The sequence below is a fragment of the Bacillus sp. sid0103 genome, from assembly GCF_019219025.1.
This window is the reverse complement of record NZ_JAHUWN010000009.1, coordinates 177,049-194,204: the sequence shown is the minus strand read 5'-3', so window position 1 is coordinate 194,204 and position 17,156 is coordinate 177,049. Positions and strand designations below refer to the sequence as shown.

General features: G+C 37.2%; 17 protein-coding genes. 16 read left to right on the top strand and 1 reads right to left on the bottom strand.

The window, feature by feature from the left end:
• Positions 1 to 16: 16 nt before the first annotated feature.
• Positions 17 to 403: an FxsA family protein gene (locus KW850_RS12510; protein WP_218347902.1), complete on the top strand. Its 387-nt coding sequence runs from the start codon at positions 17 to 19 to the stop codon at positions 401 to 403.
• Positions 404 to 446: 43 nt separating this feature from the next.
• Here the strand turns inward: KW850_RS12510 and ytvI are convergent, their stop codons facing one another.
• Positions 447 to 1,562, bottom strand: coding sequence for a sporulation integral membrane protein YtvI (gene ytvI, locus KW850_RS12505; RefSeq protein WP_218347901.1), 1,116 nt, complete (start codon positions 1,560 to 1,562; stop codon positions 447 to 449).
• A 219-nt stretch (positions 1,563 to 1,781) separates the two neighbouring features.
• Between ytvI and KW850_RS12500 the strand changes: the two genes are divergently transcribed.
• From KW850_RS12500 to nrdR, 15 genes are all read left to right on the top strand, one after another.
• A complete protein-coding gene (locus KW850_RS12500) occupies positions 1,782 to 2,243 on the top strand; it encodes a DUF441 domain-containing protein (protein WP_218347900.1) in 462 nt (153 codons plus the stop codon).
• Positions 2,244 to 2,517: 274 nt separating this feature from the next.
• On the top strand, positions 2,518 to 3,636 hold the full coding sequence (gene citZ, locus KW850_RS12495) for a citrate synthase (protein WP_218347899.1): 1,119 nt from the start codon (positions 2,518 to 2,520) through the stop codon (positions 3,634 to 3,636).
• Positions 3,637 to 3,774: 138 nt separating this feature from the next.
• Positions 3,775 to 5,043 carry an NADP-dependent isocitrate dehydrogenase gene (gene icd, locus KW850_RS12490; RefSeq protein WP_218347898.1) on the top strand — a complete coding sequence of 423 codons (1,269 nt, stop codon included), beginning with the start codon at positions 3,775 to 3,777 and terminating at the stop codon, positions 5,041 to 5,043.
• A gap of 92 nt (positions 5,044 to 5,135) precedes the next feature.
• On the top strand, positions 5,136 to 6,074 hold the full coding sequence (mdh, locus tag KW850_RS12485) for a malate dehydrogenase (protein WP_218347897.1): 939 nt from the start codon (positions 5,136 to 5,138) through the stop codon (positions 6,072 to 6,074).
• Between the two features lie 86 nt (positions 6,075 to 6,160).
• The gene (locus KW850_RS12480) at positions 6,161 to 6,637 is read left to right on the top strand and encodes a MaoC/PaaZ C-terminal domain-containing protein (RefSeq protein ID WP_218347896.1); all 477 of its coding nucleotides are present in this window, start codon (positions 6,161 to 6,163) and stop codon (positions 6,635 to 6,637) included.
• A 302-nt stretch (positions 6,638 to 6,939) separates the two neighbouring features.
• The gene (locus KW850_RS12475; protein ID WP_218347895.1) at positions 6,940 to 7,656 is read left to right on the top strand and encodes a response regulator transcription factor; all 717 of its coding nucleotides are present in this window, start codon (positions 6,940 to 6,942) and stop codon (positions 7,654 to 7,656) included.
• The gene (gene pnpS / locus KW850_RS12470) at positions 7,653 to 9,071 is read left to right on the top strand and encodes a two-component system histidine kinase PnpS (protein WP_218347894.1); all 1,419 of its coding nucleotides are present in this window, start codon (positions 7,653 to 7,655) and stop codon (positions 9,069 to 9,071) included. The genes KW850_RS12475 and pnpS overlap by 4 nt, the downstream gene beginning before the upstream one ends.
• A 19-nt stretch (positions 9,072 to 9,090) precedes the next feature.
• Positions 9,091 to 11,727 (top strand): DNA polymerase I, encoded by a 2,637-nt coding sequence (polA, locus tag KW850_RS12465; RefSeq protein ID WP_218347893.1) that lies wholly within the window; start codon positions 9,091 to 9,093, stop codon positions 11,725 to 11,727.
• Positions 11,728 to 11,741: 14 nt separating this feature from the next.
• On the top strand, positions 11,742 to 12,575 hold the full coding sequence (gene mutM / locus KW850_RS12460) for a DNA-formamidopyrimidine glycosylase (protein ID WP_218347892.1): 834 nt from the start codon (positions 11,742 to 11,744) through the stop codon (positions 12,573 to 12,575).
• 98 nt (positions 12,576 to 12,673) lie between these two features.
• Positions 12,674 to 13,309, top strand: a complete 636-nt coding sequence (gene ytaF / locus KW850_RS12455) for a sporulation membrane protein YtaF (protein WP_218347891.1) — start codon at positions 12,674 to 12,676, stop codon at positions 13,307 to 13,309.
• Between the two features lie 197 nt (positions 13,310 to 13,506).
• Positions 13,507 to 14,121 carry a dephospho-CoA kinase gene (gene coaE / locus KW850_RS12450; protein WP_218347890.1) on the top strand — a complete coding sequence of 205 codons (615 nt, stop codon included), beginning with the start codon at positions 13,507 to 13,509 and terminating at the stop codon, positions 14,119 to 14,121.
• A 165-nt stretch (positions 14,122 to 14,286) separates the two neighbouring features.
• Positions 14,287 to 15,318: a glyceraldehyde-3-phosphate dehydrogenase gene (locus KW850_RS12445; RefSeq protein ID WP_218347889.1), complete on the top strand. Its 1,032-nt coding sequence runs from the start codon at positions 14,287 to 14,289 to the stop codon at positions 15,316 to 15,318.
• A gap of 329 nt (positions 15,319 to 15,647) precedes the next feature.
• Entirely contained in the window at positions 15,648 to 16,022 is a 375-nt protein-coding gene (speD, locus tag KW850_RS12440; protein WP_218347926.1) for an adenosylmethionine decarboxylase, read from the top strand.
• A gap of 109 nt (positions 16,023 to 16,131) precedes the next feature.
• Positions 16,132 to 16,527: a hypothetical protein gene (locus KW850_RS12435; protein ID WP_218347888.1), complete on the top strand. Its 396-nt coding sequence runs from the start codon at positions 16,132 to 16,134 to the stop codon at positions 16,525 to 16,527.
• An 88-nt stretch (positions 16,528 to 16,615) separates the two neighbouring features.
• On the top strand, positions 16,616 to 17,077 hold the full coding sequence (gene nrdR, locus KW850_RS12430; protein ID WP_218347887.1) for a transcriptional regulator NrdR: 462 nt from the start codon (positions 16,616 to 16,618) through the stop codon (positions 17,075 to 17,077).
• Positions 17,078 to 17,156: the final 79 nt, after the last annotated feature.

The following is a 17,156-nucleotide window of genomic DNA, read 5'->3' as shown; positions in this document are numbered from 1 at the left end:
GGAAAGGGGACAATCTATGCGTTATTTATTTATATTGATCATATTAATCCCAGCTCTAGATATAGGTGTACTGCTTCTTTCAGGTAACGCAATTGGTGTTTGGCCAACCATTGCACTAATTGTATTGACAGGAATCATAGGGGCGTATTTAGCCAAGAGAGAGGGCTTACAGACGATCCGCAGGGTGCAAGATCAGTTGAGCTATGGTCAACTTCCTGGAGATGCTTTATTAGATGGGATATGTATATTAATCGGTGGAACACTGCTATTAACACCTGGATTTATTACAGATGTTACTGGCTTCTTATTCCTTTTTCCACCAACCCGAAAGCCGATTAAATATTTACTTATAAAAATGTGGCAAAGAAGGATTAATAAAGGAAATATAAAAATAATTAAATAAAAGTCAGCTTCGAGTATCGGAGCTGACTTTTGTTTTTTTAGCATTATATATCTTTTCCCATTATAAATCCCCATAAATCATGAAAAACATTGGCTCGATATAGAGTGCTAATGATCACTAGTGTTACTGGACCAACAATTAGTCCTAATAACCCGATTAATTTAAAACCAACGAATAATGCAATTAGTGTTGCTAATGGATCTAGACCAATATTTGAAGAAAGAATTTTTGGCTCCATGATTTGCCGTTGAACGAGGACCACAACATAAAGAACTCCTAACCCTATTGCCAGTCCCATATTGCCACCGATAGCCACATATATAATCCAAGGGACAAAAACGGCCCCTGTACCAAGATAGGGAATAATATCGACAATTCCAGTTACTAATGCAATGGTAATCGCATAATCTACACGAAGGATAAGTAAGCCTATTAGAATAATAACTGTTGTAATCGAAATTAGTGTTAATTGGGCCTTAATAAAACCAAATAGTGCCTTTTTTAAATCGATAAAAACAGATCTGCTGCTTGTTTTTGCTTTTTCGGGTAAGAGTCTGCCCCCTAAAGTTGATAATCGGTACCAATCTTTACTGATAAAAAAAGTAGCAAGTAAGGAAAAGATTAATACAGTCGCTGCATTTGGAAGCCAAGCGATAATATTGGGGATAATCGCAAATAGATTTTGTATAAAATTTCCAACTGTTGTGCCAATCCTTGTCCCGACATTCTTAATATTACTAATAATCGTATCCTGCTGCCCGGAATCAAGTTTTTTAAACACACTGGATAATTGATCGTAAATCGGTAAAATTTGGGCAGTGAAATATTTTTCTATATACTCTATTAAAGTATCAAGGTGTTCCGGTACTACCGTAGATAAATAATTTGCTCCAGAAACAATTTCAGCTACTAGGAGTGTAATAAGTCCAGCGAATAAAGCAAATATAATTATTAGTGCAATAAAAACAGCTAATGCACGAGGCATTCTAGCCTTTCTTTCAAAAATATCTACAAGTGGATTAATTAAAAACGCAATTAATAGACCAATTAAAAATGGATAGGTCACTTTTGACAAAAAATAAAATGACAAAAGTCCCAAAACAATTGCACCAATTACAATGATAAATCGTATAGTCCGGTATAAATACTTTAGGTTCAAAAACAAACCTCCCTTTATATGCAAATATCGTAGTTCTAGTTTAACATCTTATAAAATTATCTGCATATTTTTCCAGGTGAATAAAATTAACAAAAATATTACGAACATTTTTTTTTGAGGAAGATTCGAGATTGGATTAGACAAAACCTGACATAAATATTCATTTCGCTCTTACCAAGTCATTATGGTACGATAATTTGTATTAGGGAAGGTGACAACATGTTTAATGAGTCAGTACTATTTTTACTATTATTGCTAGTCATAGGTTTTATCGCCAAAAACAGTTCCTTAATGATTGCAATTGCTGTCCTCCTTGCTTTAAAGGTAGGAGGATTAGATACAAAAGCTTTCTCATATATACAGTCAAAAGGGATTAATTGGGGTGTAACCATTATCACCATTGCCGTATTAGCACCGATTGCGAGTGGAGAAATCGGTTTTAAAGACTTAACTGGCGCATTTAAATCATCTTATGCTTGGATTGCCCTTATCTCTGGTATGATTGTCGCGTTGCTGGCAAAAGGGGGGGTAAAGTTGTTAGCTGATGACCCACAGATTACTACAGCATTGGTACTTGGAACGATTCTTTCTGTGTCTATTTTCAAAGGTGTAGCAGTCGGTCCATTAATTGGTGCTGGAATCGCCTATATGGCAATGAAAATTTATAGTTTTTTTACGTAGATTTTTTGTAAAATAATATTTTTTTCACTTTTCGAAGCCTTTTCATTCACAAAAATCTGATAATTGTTTATAATAGGCTTGTAAGCGTTTCTTTTTCTACATAAACCACATATATATGCTGATTTGCTAATTAATTTATTTATGCCTAAAGTAATAGCATTTAATTGTTTGCTTTTTACCCGAGCAATCGCTCAGTTAATCTAATGGATGGATAAGGGGAATATTTTTGTTTTACTGGTATGGGGAAATTTAGAATAAGAAGGAGAGATTTACTATGACAGTAACACGCGGTCTTGAAGGGGTAGTTGCAACAACTTCCTCCATCAGCTCAATTATTGATGATACGCTCACTTATGTTGGCTATGACATTGACGATTTAGCTGTGAATGCTAGTTTTGAAGAGGTAATCTATTTATTATGGCATCGCAAATTGCCGACTGCAGACCAGTTGGCAGAATTGAAAAAACAACTTGCTGAAAATTCAGCACTACCGCAGGAAGTAATTGAACACTTTAAGTTGTTTCCAATTCAAGAAGTACATCCAATGGCGGCCCTTCGTACAGCCGTTTCGCTTTTAGGGATTTATGATGATGAAGCTGATTTAATGGATGCGGATTCAAATTATCAAAAAGCGATTCGCCTTCAGGCTAAAATGCCTGCGATTGTTGCAACATTTGCTCGCGTTAGAAAAGGGTTAGAACCAATTGCTCCTAAGCAGGAATTAAGCTTTGCAGCCAATTTCTTATATATGTTGACTGGGAAGGAACCAGCAGCCATTGCGGTTGAAGCGATTGATAAAGCACTCGTTTTACATGCGGACCACGAATTAAACGCATCCACATTTACTGCACGTGTTTGTGTAGCGACATTATCGGATGTTTATTCTGGAGTAACAGCTGCAATTGGTGCTCTTAAGGGTCCACTACATGGTGGTGCGAATGAAGCTGTTATGAAAATGCTTAAAGAAATCGGTACGCTTGAAAACGTAGAGCCTTATGTACGTGGAAAGCTTGAGAAGAAAGAAAAAATCATGGGCTTTGGCCATCGTGTTTATCGAAATGGAGATCCACGTGCCAAGCATTTAAGAGCAATGTCTAAAAAATTAACTGAACTAACAGGCGAACCACAATGGTATGATATTTCTGAAAAAATTGAAAGCATTGTTACTGGTGAAAAGAAATTACCACCTAACGTGGATTTCTATTCTGCTTCTGTTTATCACAGCTTAGGGATTGATCATGATTTAATGACACCAATTTTTGCAGTAAGCAGGGTATCAGGATGGCTTGCCCATATTCTAGAACAGTATGAAAACAATCGGTTAATCCGCCCTCGTGCAGATTATACAGGTCCTGGAATGCAAAAATATGTACCAATCGAGCAACGAGGTTAATATTTACTTTTGTTGCAATTATTGGTCTAATAGGAATGTATGAAAAGGTTAGAGACTCACATCTCTAACCTTTGATAAGACAAAGGGTGGACAATGCTCTTTATTTAGCTTTTTTACATAATAGGAGGGAATACAACTATGCAAGGCGAAAAAATTACAGTTACTAACGGAGTATTAAACGTACCAAACAATCCAATTATCCCATTTATTGAGGGAGACGGGATTGGACCTGATATTTGGGCTGCTTCTGAGAGAGTCTTAAATGCAGCAGTTGAAAAAGCCTACAAAGGTGAACGCAAACTAGTATGGAAAGAAGTTTTAGCAGGTGAAAAAGCATTCAACCAAACTGGCGAATGGCTTCCATCAGAAACACTAGATTTAATCAATGAATATTTGATTGCTATCAAAGGGCCATTAACGACTCCTGTTGGTGGAGGAATTCGTTCGTTGAACGTTGCTCTACGTCAAGAGTTAGATTTATTTGTCTGCTTACGTCCGGTAAGATGGTTCGAAGGTGTTCCTTCACCAGTTAAGCGTCCACAAGATACTGACATGGTTATTTTCCGTGAAAACACTGAAGATATTTATGCTGGTATTGAATATGAAAAAGGTACAGAAGCAGTCAAGAAAGTAATTGACTTCTTACAAAACGAAATGGGTGTTAAGAAAATCAGATTCCCTGAAACTTCAGGAATTGGAATTAAGCCAATTTCTGAAGAAGGAACAAGCCGCTTAGTACGTGCAGCAATTAACTATGCTATTAAAGAAGGCCGTAAATCAGTAACACTCGTGCACAAAGGTAATATCATGAAATTTACTGAAGGCGCGTTTAAAAACTGGGGCTACGAACTTGCTGAAAAGGAATTTGGCGATAAAGTCTTTACATGGGCTCAATATGACCGCATTAAAGCTGAGCAAGGTTCAGAAGCGGCAAACAAGGCACAAGCAGATGCAGAAGCAACTGGAAAAATCATCGTAAAAGATGCCATTGCAGATATCTTCTTACAACAAATCCTTACACGTCCACGTGAGTTTGATGTTGTTGCAACAATGAACTTAAATGGGGACTTCATTTCAGATGCACTTGCAGCACAAGTAGGCGGTATTGGTATTGCACCAGGCGCTAACATTAACTATGAAACAGGACATGCTATTTTTGAAGCAACACATGGTACTGCCCCTAAATATGCTGGTCTTGATAAAGTGAATCCTTCATCCGTTATTTTATCAGGTGTGTTATTGCTTGAGCACTTAGGCTGGAATGAAGCAGCTACTCTGGTTATTAGATCTGTTGAAAAAACCATTGCATCCAAAGTTGTAACTTACGATTTTGCTCGTTTAATGGACGGAGCAACAGAAGTTAAAACTTCTGAATTTGCTGACGAGCTAATTAAGAACATGGATTAAACAGTTGATGCAGATGAGGGCTGTTAGTTAATAGCCCTACCTGCATTTTAAGGTTTAAGACCAACAAAAAACGTACAAAGGGGAGTGTCAAAATGTCATTAAAACGTAAAAAGGTATCTGTAATCGGCGGAGGATTCACCGGAGCAACTACAGCATTTTTACTTGCACAAAAGGAACTAGGAGATGTAGTTCTTGTTGATATCCCACAAATGGAAAATCCGACAAAAGGTAAAGCATTAGACATGCTTGAAGCAAGTCCAGTTCAAGGCTTTGATGCAAATATTACTGGTACTTCAAACTATGAAGATACTAGTGATTCTGATATTGTTGTGATCACTGCTGGTATTGCACGTAAACCTGGTATGAGCCGTGATGATTTGGTTCAAACAAACCAAAAGGTTATGAAAAGTGTAACACAGCAAATTGTGAAGTATTCCCCTAACTGTACGATTCTAGTGTTAACAAACCCAGTTGATGCTATGACCTACACGGTATTTAAAGAATCAGGATTCCCTAAAAACCGTGTAATTGGCCAATCTGGTGTCCTAGATACTGCACGTTTCCGTACATTTGTTGCTCAAGAATTAAACCTTTCTGTTAAAGACATTACAGGCTTCGTATTGGGTGGACATGGTGATGACATGGTTCCGCTTGTGCGTTACTCTTATGCTGGTGGTATTCCGTTAGAAACATTAATTCCTAAAGATCGTCTCGAAGCAATTGTGGAACGCACAAGAAAAGGCGGCGGTGAAATTGTAAACCTTCTTGGTAATGGAAGCGCTTATTATGCTCCTGCTGCGTCATTAGTCGAAATGTGTGAAGCAATCCTTAAAGACCAACGCCGCGTTCTTCCTTCCATTGCATATCTTGAAGGAGAATTTGGTTACGATGGCATCTACCTTGGCGTACCAACAATCCTTGGTGCAAATGGTATAGAAAAAGTAATCGAACTTGAATTAACTGCAGACGAAAAAACTGCTTTAAATAAATCAGTTGAATCCGTTCGCAATGTTATGCAAGTTTTAGTTTAAAAAAATAAAAGAGAAATTCGGGGTTACAAAAGTTCCCCGAATTTCTTTGTATTAATTTGCAACCGCTTACACGGAGGTGGAGTTTCATGCTTTTAGGTAAAAAGAGAAAGCTAGGCCGTAAGATTGAAGAAATTACTGTCGGTGAAAAATTATCTATGACTGAAAAAATAGAAGACAAAGATCTCCTGCTTTATCTAGGATTAACTGACGATGCAAATCCCCTCTATATTCAGCATGATTATGCATCACAGACTCCTTTTGAAAAACCGATTGTTCCAAGTATCATGCTGACAGGAATAATCACCTCAGCCATCTCAAAATATCTACCCGGTCCTGGGAGTCATATTTTAAGTCAAGAAATCTTGTTTCCTAAACCTGTTTACCATTATGGATCGGTCGAGTTCTTGTTCGAAGTGATTGAAGTATTAAGAGATGAGCATACCATTGTAATTAGTGTCCTAGGAATCAATGAAAAGAACGAGCCTGTCATTCAAGGCAAGGTGAAAGTTTGCCCGCCACACCGCTTAGAAGAAATACATGCGAAGACCTTGGATAATTTTTGATAAAAAAGTGGAAATAATGTATAAATAAAAGGAATGTGACCAATTCACATTCCTTTTTTGTTAAGGCTCTTTTCATAAACTTTATTGTTTTTGGAGTTAAATAAAGCTCATTTACTAGGTCTCTAGGCAATATCGCTAATGTCCTTACGAAAAGATGCCACGAAGCAACTTGTTGTACGGGTGGATGAACTTATACGAAAAAAACAATCTTGCGTAAATAGCCTTTGTTAAAGTTTTGTAAATCTAGATAATAATTTAGCATTATTATTATAATGGAGGTAACTAAAAAAGTGGGGGATCGTATGAAAAATAGAGTTCTAGTTGTCGATGATGAACAATCAATTGTTACGTTACTACAATATAATTTGGAGCAAGCAGGGTTCGAAGTCCTAACAGCAATGGATGGCGAAGCGGGAATACAAATTGCTGAGACACAATCCCTTGATATCATTGTTTTGGATCTTATGCTGCCTAAAATGGATGGGATGGAAGTATGCAAACAGCTTAGACAAAAGAGAATCATGACCCCAATTTTGATGTTAACTGCCAAGGATGATGAGTTTGATAAAATCTTGGGTCTTGAACTTGGTGCTGATGATTACATGGTGAAGCCCTTTAGTCCAAGAGAAGTGATAGCCCGCGTCAAAGCAATCCTCAGAAGAATACAAATTCAAACGGAGACTACTAATGTAGGTGGGGAAGAAACAGGGCAAATACAAATCGGTAATTTAAGAATTAATCCTGAAAAATATGAGGCTCATTTTAATGATAATCTGTTGGAGTTAACTTTAAAGGAATTTGAATTGCTTCTTTTTCTTGCTCAAAATAAAGGGCGCGTCATGACACGTGATCAATTATTAAGTGCTGTTTGGAATTACGACTTTGCTGGCGATACTAGAATTGTCGATGTGCATATTTCTCATTTAAGAGAAAAAGTTGAAGTGGAAACCAAAAAGCCAGTATATATCAAGACGATACGGGGCTTGGGTTATAAAATGGAGGAGCCAAAAGGAGAATGACCAAATTCCGAAAAGGACTGCTAATTTCACTAATTATATTAATTATTGCAGTATTAGTTGGATTAGGAATCTTGTTAGGTCTATTTTTTAAAAGCTATTACTTAGAGTCATTAGATGAACATCTTAAAATAGAAATTTTGTGGGTTCTTTCCATTTGCCTTGGGATTGCATTTATAATCATAATTTTCCTATGGTTAAGAATTACCTCAAAATATACAAAACCAATTGAAGCGGCAACAAATGTCGCTATTGAACTGGCTAAAGGAAATTACCGGGCCAGGACCAAAGTAAATCGATTAGATGAAACTGGAATGCTTGGATCATCGCTTAATATGCTAGCTGAAAACCTTCAAGAACTCACCAAAGCACAAGAAATGCAGAAGGACAGGCTAAGTGCATTAATTGAAAATATGGGCTCTGGTTTAGTGTTAATTGACAGTCGCGGGTACATAAATCTAATAAATAAAGGATATATTGATATTTTTCATGTGAATCCAACAAATTATTTAAATAAGCTTTATTATGAAGTTATTGATTATGAGGAAATTTGTCAGTTAGTTGCCGAAGTTTTTCGGACCGAAAAAAAGGTTAACAGACAAATACTTGTTCCTTTATTTATTGAACGAAGATACTTTATTGTATATGGTGTCCCGATTATTGGAACAAATAATGTTTGGAAAGGGGTATTGCTCGTATTTCATGATATAACTGAAATTAAAAAACTCGAGCAAATGCGTAAGGATTTTGTGGCCAACGTATCCCATGAATTAAAAACCCCAGTTACTTCTATTAAAGGGTTTACGGAAACGCTATTGGATGGTGCTATGAACAATAAAGAAACATTGGAAGCGTTTCTTTCCATTATTCGCAAAGAAAGTGATCGCCTGCAAACCCTTATACAAGAATTGTTGGATCTTTCAAAAATAGAACAGCAAGGCTTCAAATTAAATATTCAGGAACTTGATTTGTACGCGCTTTTAAAAGATGTTATTGCCATTTTTAGCGAAAAAGCACAAGCGAAGAACATCCAGCTTGACCTTGTTTGTAAACAAAATCAAGTGATGGTCCATGGTGATTCAGACCGTTTAAAACAAGTGTTTATTAATTTGATCGCCAATGCAATTTCGTATACTCCTCTTGAAGGGGATGTGAAAATTATTCTTCTCGATCATGGTGAAAATGTACGAGTCCATGTAAAAGACACGGGGATTGGAATTAGTAAAGAAGAAATTCCGCGTATTTTTGAACGATTTTACCGTGTCGACCGAGCGAGAAGCCGGAACTCTGGTGGAACGGGGCTTGGGCTAGCGATTGTTAAGCATTTAATTGAAGCCCATCATGGAAATATAAGTGTTAGAAGTGATTTGGGTGAAGGAAGCGAGTTTATTATCGAACTGGATAAATATTTAAGGTGATTTTGGAAGGTGGATGTAATTGGAAAAGAAGAAACTTGTCCTTATAGATGGAAATAGTATTGCTTACCGAGCATTTTTTGCATTACCCCTGCTTAATAACGATAAAGGAATTCACACGAATGCCGTATATGGCTTTACGATGATGCTTATGAAAATTCTTGAAGATGAAAAGCCGACCCATATCCTTGTAGCATTTGATGCGGGAAAAACGACCTTTCGTCATAAAACATTTAGTGAATATAAGGGTGGAAGACAAAAAACTCCACCTGAATTATCGGAGCAATTTCCTTTTATCCGTGACCTTCTTGATGCATATGGAATCTCTAGATACGAACTTGAGAATTATGAGGCCGATGATATCATCGGTACGTTGTCATTAAGTGCTGAAAATGATGGTTATGAAGTAAAGGTAATCTCCGGAGACAAAGATTTAACACAACTCTCTTCTCCTTCAACAACAGTTGGAATTACCCGTAAAGGTATTACGGATATTGAAGAATATACCCCTGAACATGTCGCTGAAAAATATGGACTCACACCTGAGCAAATTATTGATATGAAAGGATTAATGGGAGATCCTTCCGATAATATCCCAGGTGTCCCTGGAGTGGGTGAGAAGACTGCCATCAAGCTTTTAAAGGAGTTTACTACACTTGAAAATTTATTAGCTTCCATTGATCAGGTAAATGGAAATAAGCTTAAAGAGAAATTAGCAGAATTTAAGAACCAGGCCGTTATGAGCAAAGAGCTTGCTACGATTGAAAGACAAGCACCTATTGAAGTGGATATAGACACCATCGCTTATGAGGGGTTTACACGAGATAAATTAGTGGCTCTATTTAAAGAATTAGGCTTTCATTCCTTATTGGACAAACTAGGAGAAGGTCCTGACATGACAGAAGAGCCCGAGCTGGAAGAGATTGAGTTTCAGACTCCAGCAGAAATAACGGAAGAGTTGTTTGCAGAAAACAATTATTTTTATATTGAAATGTTGGATGAAAATTATCATTATGCAGAGATTATCGGCTTCTCCCTTGTAAATGAAAAGGGACATTTCTACTTTTCTACAGACCAAGTATTGCAATCGGACGCCTTCAAAAAATGGGCAGAGGATGAAAGTAAAAAGAAGATAGTCTATGATGCCAAGCGTTCTGAAGTCTCATTAAGAAGATATGATATTCATTTAAAAGGTGTCGATTTTGATATCCTGATGGCATCCTATATCTTAAATCCTTCAGAAAACATTGAGGATCTCGCAGCCATTACCAAACGATTCGATATACATACGATCCAGTCAGATGAATCTTTTTATGGAAAAGGGGCGAAGCGAAAAGTCCCTGAAGCAACGAAGCTTGCAGAACATCTTGTCCGAAAAAGTCTGGCCATGTTTGATCTACGAGATATACTTGAAGATGAATTAAGGAAAAATGAACAATATGAATTATTTACCGTACTTGAAATGCCATTATCACTTATATTGGCCGATATGGAATCATGCGGGATTAAAGTGGAACAAGAACGACTTCAGACTATGGGTAAAGAGCTCAATGAACGATTGATTGAGATTGAAGAGAAGATATGTGAATTAGCAGGAGAAAAATTTAATATCAACTCACCAAAACAATTAGGTGTGATTTTATTCGAAAAATTAAATCTGCCTGCCATAAAGAAAACAAAAACAGGTTATTCAACTTCAGCAGATGTATTGGAAAAATTAGCGGAAGATCATGAAATTATTGAACACATCCTCCTTTACAGACAGTTAGGTAAGCTTCAATCTACCTATATAGAAGGATTGCTAAAGGTGATTAATCCTAAAACCGGAAAAGTACATACAAGATATCAACAAACCTTAACCGCGACAGGACGGTTAAGTTCGATTGATCCTAATTTACAAAATATCCCGATTCGTTTGGAAGAAGGTCGGAAAATTCGACAAGCCTTTGTTCCGTCTGAGGAAGGTTGGATCATTTTTGCTGCTGACTATTCACAGATTGAACTCCGCGTTCTCGCAGATATTGCTGGTGATGAAAAGTTGATTCAGGCATTTAAAGAAGATATGGATATTCACACAAAAACAGCGATGGAGGTTTTCCATGTCAATAAAGATGAGGTAACCTCTAACATGAGACGTCAGGCAAAAGCCGTTAACTTTGGAATAGTATATGGAATCAGTGATTATGGTCTTTCCCAATCCTTAGGAATAACTAGGAAAGAAGCAGGTCAATTCATAGAACGTTATCTTGATACCTATCCTGGTGTCAAAGAATACATGGATGATATTATTCATTCAGCCAAGCAGAAAGGATATGTTTCGACGCTGATGCAAAGAAGAAGATATATTCCTGAAATTACAGCCCGTAATTTCAACATCAGAAGCTTTGCAGAAAGAACAGCTATGAATACTCCAATTCAAGGCAGTGCCGCAGATATCATTAAAAAAGCCATGATAGATATGGACGATACCTTAAAAGACAAAGGTTTAAAGACACGCCTCTTACTTCAGGTCCACGATGAATTAATTTTTGAAGCACCTGAGGAAGAAGTAGAAATTTTGAAAAAGTTAGTCCCAGACGTGATGGAGAATGCACTTGAATTGAAGGTGCCATTGAAAGTGGATTATGCCTACGGACCAACTTGGTTTGATGCGAAATAAAAGGGGGGGCTATCTTGCCTGAACTTCCTGAAGTAGAAACCGTACGGAAAACATTGAAAAAATTAGTTGTTAATAAAACCATCAAAGATATAACGGTCTATTGGCCTAAAATCATAAAATCCCCACTAGAAGTTGAACAATTTATAGATGCATTGAGTGGGGAGACCATTATCGATGTGGGTCGAAGAGGGAAATTTTTAATTATCTATACTGGAAATTTCGCATTAGTTTCCCATTTAAGAATGGAAGGGAAGTACGGCCTATATCCTAAAGATGAGCCCTTTGATAAACATACACATGTTCTCTTTCATTTCACAGATGGGACCGAGTTAAGGTATCGGGACGTTCGAAAGTTTGGTACTATGCACCTATATAAAAAAGGCGATGAATTCTTAACAGAGCCCCTGATAGGACTGGGCCCTGAACCTTTTTCAGAAGAATTTACCGTCGAGTATTTAGCTGAAAAGCTGAAAAAAACGAATCGGAAAATAAAAACGGCCTTATTAGACCAAAAAGTCTTTGTCGGTCTTGGTAATATCTATGTCGATGAAGCGCTTTTTAGGGCCGGTATCCATCCTGAACGTCTGGCAAACACACTCGATATAAATGAAATTTCCCTTCTTCATCGTGAAATTGTTGCGACCTTGAGTGAAGCAGTCAAAAAGGGAGGAAGTACGATTCGTTCATATGTTAATTCTCAAGGGGAGATTGGTATGTTCCAACTTGAATTATATGCATACGGTCGAAAAGGGGAAGAGTGTAAACGGTGCGGTACACCTTTAGAAAAGACCACTGTAGGGGGCAGGGGAACCCATTATTGCCCGAATTGCCAAAAGGTCCAAGTGTAGACGAAAAGTAAAAAAGTAAGAATAGAATAACATTAACCATTGATAGGCTCCTGCCATATACTATCGTAATGATTTTGGAGGAAGGAGCCCTAGACATCATGGTTCAGTTGTTATCACTTCTCATCCTTGCTTTTGCTCTTAGCCTTGACAGCTTTAGTGTTGGGTTTACCTATGGACTAAGAAAAATGGTAATGCCGCTTAGGTCAATTATTATTATTGCAAGTTGCTCGGCGATATCTTTAATGATCGCAGTATCAATTGGACACGGACTCGAAAAAGTTTTATCACCAAGAATTACTTCCAGCCTAGGGGGAATCATCCTTATTGGTCTTGGTGCTTGGGTACTTTTTCAATTTTTCAGGCCAGAAAAAGAAAAAGACGTACTCGAACAGGAAAAAACAATCGTAAATTTTGAGATTAAGTCCCTCGGATTAGCAATTAACATATTGAAAAAGCCGATGTCGGCTGATTTCGATTTATCGGGTACGATTACCGGGATTGAAGCATTAATGTTAGGATTTGCCTTGTCGCTAGATGCCTTTGGAGCTGGGATTGGTGCGGCGATGCTAGGTTTTTCACCCTACTATTTAGCGTTTACTGTCGCGATTATGAGTTCGTTATTTGTCCTATTGGGAATAAAAAGTGGAACGTTTTTTCACAAGTTTGAATGGATTCAAAAGTTTACCTTTTTGCCAGGGGTTTTATTAATCATCATAGGGATTTGGAAATTATAAAAGCGGAAGCGCCCGTTTAGCGACGTATAGACTGGAGCGCTCTGACTGAGATAAAGGAAACACGAAGAGCGACAGCGATTCGATGTTGACTTATCGTAGGGAGGAGAGCGAAGTCTACTAGTCGCTGGGCGCTGAAGCTAGATAGTTATTAAAATTCAAAGTATATACCTTGAAATAACCAGAAAGAGGATATGGGGATGACATTAGTTATCGGTTTAACAGGCGGTATTGCCAGTGGTAAAAGTACGGTCTCAAACTTTTTCAAAGAATTGAATATCACAGTGGTTGACGCAGATATTGAAGCACGCCAAGCGGTAATGAAAGGTGAATCTGCATATTTTAAGATTATAGCTGAATTTGGTGAAGAGGTATTAATAGCCGATGGAGAAATTGACCGTCAAAAACTGGGCTCGATTATTTTCCATCATGAAGAAAAAAGACAATTATTAAACAATATTGTTCACCCTGAAGTCAGAAAAAGGATGAGTGCCCAAGTCGAAAAGGCGAAACAAAATGGGGAAGAAGTGGTTGTTTTAGATATCCCATTACTTTTCGAAAGTAAGCTGACGTATATGGTGGATAAAACATTACTAGTTTTTGTTGACAATGAAACTCAATTAAAGAGATTAATCGCAAGAAATAATCTATCGGTCGAGGATGCAGAAGCGAGGATCCATTCTCAAATGCCATTGTCTGAAAAAATTAGGCTCGCGGATGCCGTAATTAACAATAATGGTTCGATTGCAGATACAAAAGAACAGCTTATTGAAATTTTAGCGCAGTTTGATATCAATAAAAAAACGATTAAGTAATGGAAGAGAAGGGCCACCTTCTCTTTTTTTATGTTACCAAGTTGTCTAAATAATAAAACATTTTAAAAATCCGCATTTTATTCAGCACAATTGCACCTAAATATGTTATACTAATTACATCAGTACGAGTATTAAGTATGACATTAATGCGGAAGGGGTTGCAAAATGAAGACAAAAGTTGCAATTAATGGATTTGGGAGAATTGGAAGGATGGTTTTTAGGAAAGCGATCCTTGAAAATAAATTGGATGTTGTGGCTATAAACGCAAGTTATCCTGCAGAAACATTAGCACATTTACTTAAATATGATACAAATCATGGACCATTCCAGGGAGAAGTTATCCCATTAGATGATGAGCTGCTTGTAAATGGAAAAAGGATTAAATTATTAAGTAGCCGCAACCCAGAGGAACTACCATGGAGAGCACTCGGGGTTGAGATTGTTATAGAAGCAACAGGAAAATTTAATGCCCGTGAAGCGGCAGCACTGCACTTAGAGGCAGGAGCAAAGAAAGTGATCTTAACAGCACCAGGGAAAAATGAGGATGTTACCATTGTAATGGGTGTTAATGAGGAAATGCTTGATGTTCATTATCATGACATTATCTCCAATGCATCATGTACAACTAACTGCCTGGCACCTGTTGCAAAGGTATTAGACGAGAAATTTGGAATTGAAAGCGGATTAATGACAACGATTCATGCTTATACCAATGATCAAAAAAATATTGATAATCCTCACAAAGATTTACGGAGGGCTCGTGCATGTGGACAGTCTATCATTCCAACGACAACAGGAGCAGCTAAAGCAATTTCTTTAGTATTACCGCACCTAAAAGGGAAATTACATGGCATGTCACTTCGTGTACCTACACCAAACGTATCACTTGTTGATTTAGTCGTTGATCTTAAGCAAGATGTAACGGTCGATGAAGTCAATAATGCCTTTATTGAAGCATCCGATGGTCCATTGAAGGGCATATTGGATTTAACGATGGAACCGTTAGTATCTGTTGATTTTAATACGAATGAGCATTCTGCTATCATTGATGGTCTTTCTACAATGGTGATGGGGACTAGAAAGGTAAAAGTTTTGGCCTGGTATGATAATGAGTGGGGATATTCATCACGAGTTGTTGATCTCACTTTGTTAGTTGCTCAAGAAATCGCAAAATCCTCTCAGATAAAAGTTAGTTAAAAAAAGCTGTCGATAGACAGCCTTTTTTTTGTGCTGATTTGTGACCTTTTGGAACAATCGGCATAAAATAGCTTTGTTGATTTTAAAACTAGGCTCTGTAAAACAGAAGTATTACAAAATTAACGAATTAAGTTTTTTATATTGATAGGTTGCAAAAAAAATATAAACAAAGTATACTAGTCATCGTGAACTTCTTGAAATTAGGTAGCAATTAATTACTTAAAGGGTTAGGACCTCTCTGGACTAACTTTCCCCCGTGGTACTTACGTGTTACCGTCAACAAAGGATTTCAAGAAAGAACATAAAAGGTTAGAGGGGGAAAAATGAATATGGAAACAATGGGACGTCACGTAATCTCTGAATTATGGGGATGCGACTTTGAAAAATTGAATGATATGAATTTTATTGAAACGACTTTTGTTGAAGCAGCCCTTAAGTCTGGTGCAGAAATCCGTGAAGTTGCATTTCATAAGTTTGCTCCTCAAGGTGTTAGTGGTGTTGTAATTATTTCCGAATCACATCTAACCATTCACAGCTTCCCTGAACATGGATACGCGAGCATTGATGTTTATACTTGCGGCGATTTAAATCCTAATGTTGCAGCAGATTACATTGCTGAGGCATTAAATGCACAAACACGTGAAAATATTGAAATTCCACGTGGCATGGGTCCTGTTCATGTCAAACAGGCAAAGGTTTTATAATCCTAATAAAAATAATTTAGTGAAGAGGTGTATCTGAAATACACCTCTTTTTATATTTTGTACGAAAATGTTGTACAATAAGACCAAAGGGTATAAGGGGAGGAATATTATGGCTATGTTAGGAAACATATTTGTCCGTTTTAAACAGCAAATTGAGACTTCAGATCGAATTGCAGATGATTCTTTAAAAACGCATTATTATAAGGCGAAGTTTAATCAAGTATTTGAATCAGTTGAAAAGTTATTTCGTGATGATGCCGATTGCCAGGTAACTACCGTTTCGAAAGAACATGGAGAAATTGCTGTTGAAATCAATAAACCAATCCGCTGTTTCTTGATTATTACGATTGTTGCTGTAAAACCAATGGAAACAGCTGTAGACTTTAATATATCATCAGAAAGATTTTCCTTACTGGGCACTTATCCTGCTTTAAAAAAGCGGATTAATTCTTATTACGAACGAATTAATCAATTACATACATTCGTAGGAATAAAAAACTCCTAATACTTACTTGTATAAAGATATTCTTTTTTATAAGATGAAAGTAAGCGTTTGTCCGGAAGTTACAGTGTAGAATTTGGAGTTGATTACAATGAAATGTCCTTCTTGTCAAAATTATGGAACACGTGTCCTTGATTCTCGACCTGTTGATGAAGGTCGGGCCACACGCAGGAGACGCGAATGCGAAGAATGTGGGTATCGTTTTACTACGTTTGAGAAGATTGAAGAAATCCCGTTGATTGTAGTCAAAAAAGAAGGTACCAGAGAAGAGTTTAGCCGTGATAAAATATTACGCGGCTTGATTAAAGCATGTGAGAAGCGCCCCGTGGCTTTAAAGGAATTAGAAGATATAACCCACGGTGTTGAAAAAGATCTGCGCAGTCAAGGTATTTCAGAAATAAAAAGTGAAGCAATAGGTGAAATGGTAATGGACAGGCTCGCACATGTAGACGAAGTTGCCTATGTCAGATTCGCGTCGGTTTATCGTCAATTTAAAGATATCAATGTTTTCATTAATGAATTAAAAGAATTAATAAAAAAAGAAAAATCTTAAGGAGCTAAAGAGGATTGTGGTCTTTGGCTCTTTTTACTGAGGAAAGCGGAAGCGCCTGCTCAGGGGCGACAGGCATAAG

Excerpts from the sequence above, each read along its gene's own strand:
- speD (WP_218347926.1), top strand. The coding sequence starts at position 15,648 with ATGGAAACAATGGGACGTCACGTAATCTCTGAATTATGGGGATGCGAC.
- ytaF (WP_218347891.1), top strand. The coding sequence starts at position 12,674 with ATGGTTCAGTTGTTATCACTTCTCATCCTTGCTTTTGCTCTTAGCCTT.
- mdh (WP_218347897.1), top strand. The coding sequence starts at position 5,136 with ATGTCATTAAAACGTAAAAAGGTATCTGTAATCGGCGGAGGATTCACC.
- icd (WP_218347898.1), top strand. The coding sequence starts at position 3,775 with ATGCAAGGCGAAAAAATTACAGTTACTAACGGAGTATTAAACGTACCA.
- nrdR (WP_218347887.1), top strand. The coding sequence starts at position 16,616 with ATGAAATGTCCTTCTTGTCAAAATTATGGAACACGTGTCCTTGATTCT.
- KW850_RS12445 (WP_218347889.1), top strand. The coding sequence starts at position 14,287 with ATGAAGACAAAAGTTGCAATTAATGGATTTGGGAGAATTGGAAGGATG.
- pnpS (WP_218347894.1), top strand. The coding sequence starts at position 7,653 with ATGACCAAATTCCGAAAAGGACTGCTAATTTCACTAATTATATTAATT.
- KW850_RS12435 (WP_218347888.1), top strand. The coding sequence starts at position 16,132 with ATGGCTATGTTAGGAAACATATTTGTCCGTTTTAAACAGCAAATTGAG.
- citZ (WP_218347899.1), top strand. The coding sequence starts at position 2,518 with ATGACAGTAACACGCGGTCTTGAAGGGGTAGTTGCAACAACTTCCTCC.
- KW850_RS12475 (WP_218347895.1), top strand. The coding sequence starts at position 6,940 with ATGAAAAATAGAGTTCTAGTTGTCGATGATGAACAATCAATTGTTACG.
- KW850_RS12510 (WP_218347902.1), top strand. The coding sequence starts at position 17 with ATGCGTTATTTATTTATATTGATCATATTAATCCCAGCTCTAGATATA.
- coaE (WP_218347890.1), top strand. The coding sequence starts at position 13,507 with ATGACATTAGTTATCGGTTTAACAGGCGGTATTGCCAGTGGTAAAAGT.
- KW850_RS12480 (WP_218347896.1), top strand. The coding sequence starts at position 6,161 with ATGCTTTTAGGTAAAAAGAGAAAGCTAGGCCGTAAGATTGAAGAAATT.
- KW850_RS12500 (WP_218347900.1), top strand. The coding sequence starts at position 1,782 with ATGTTTAATGAGTCAGTACTATTTTTACTATTATTGCTAGTCATAGGT.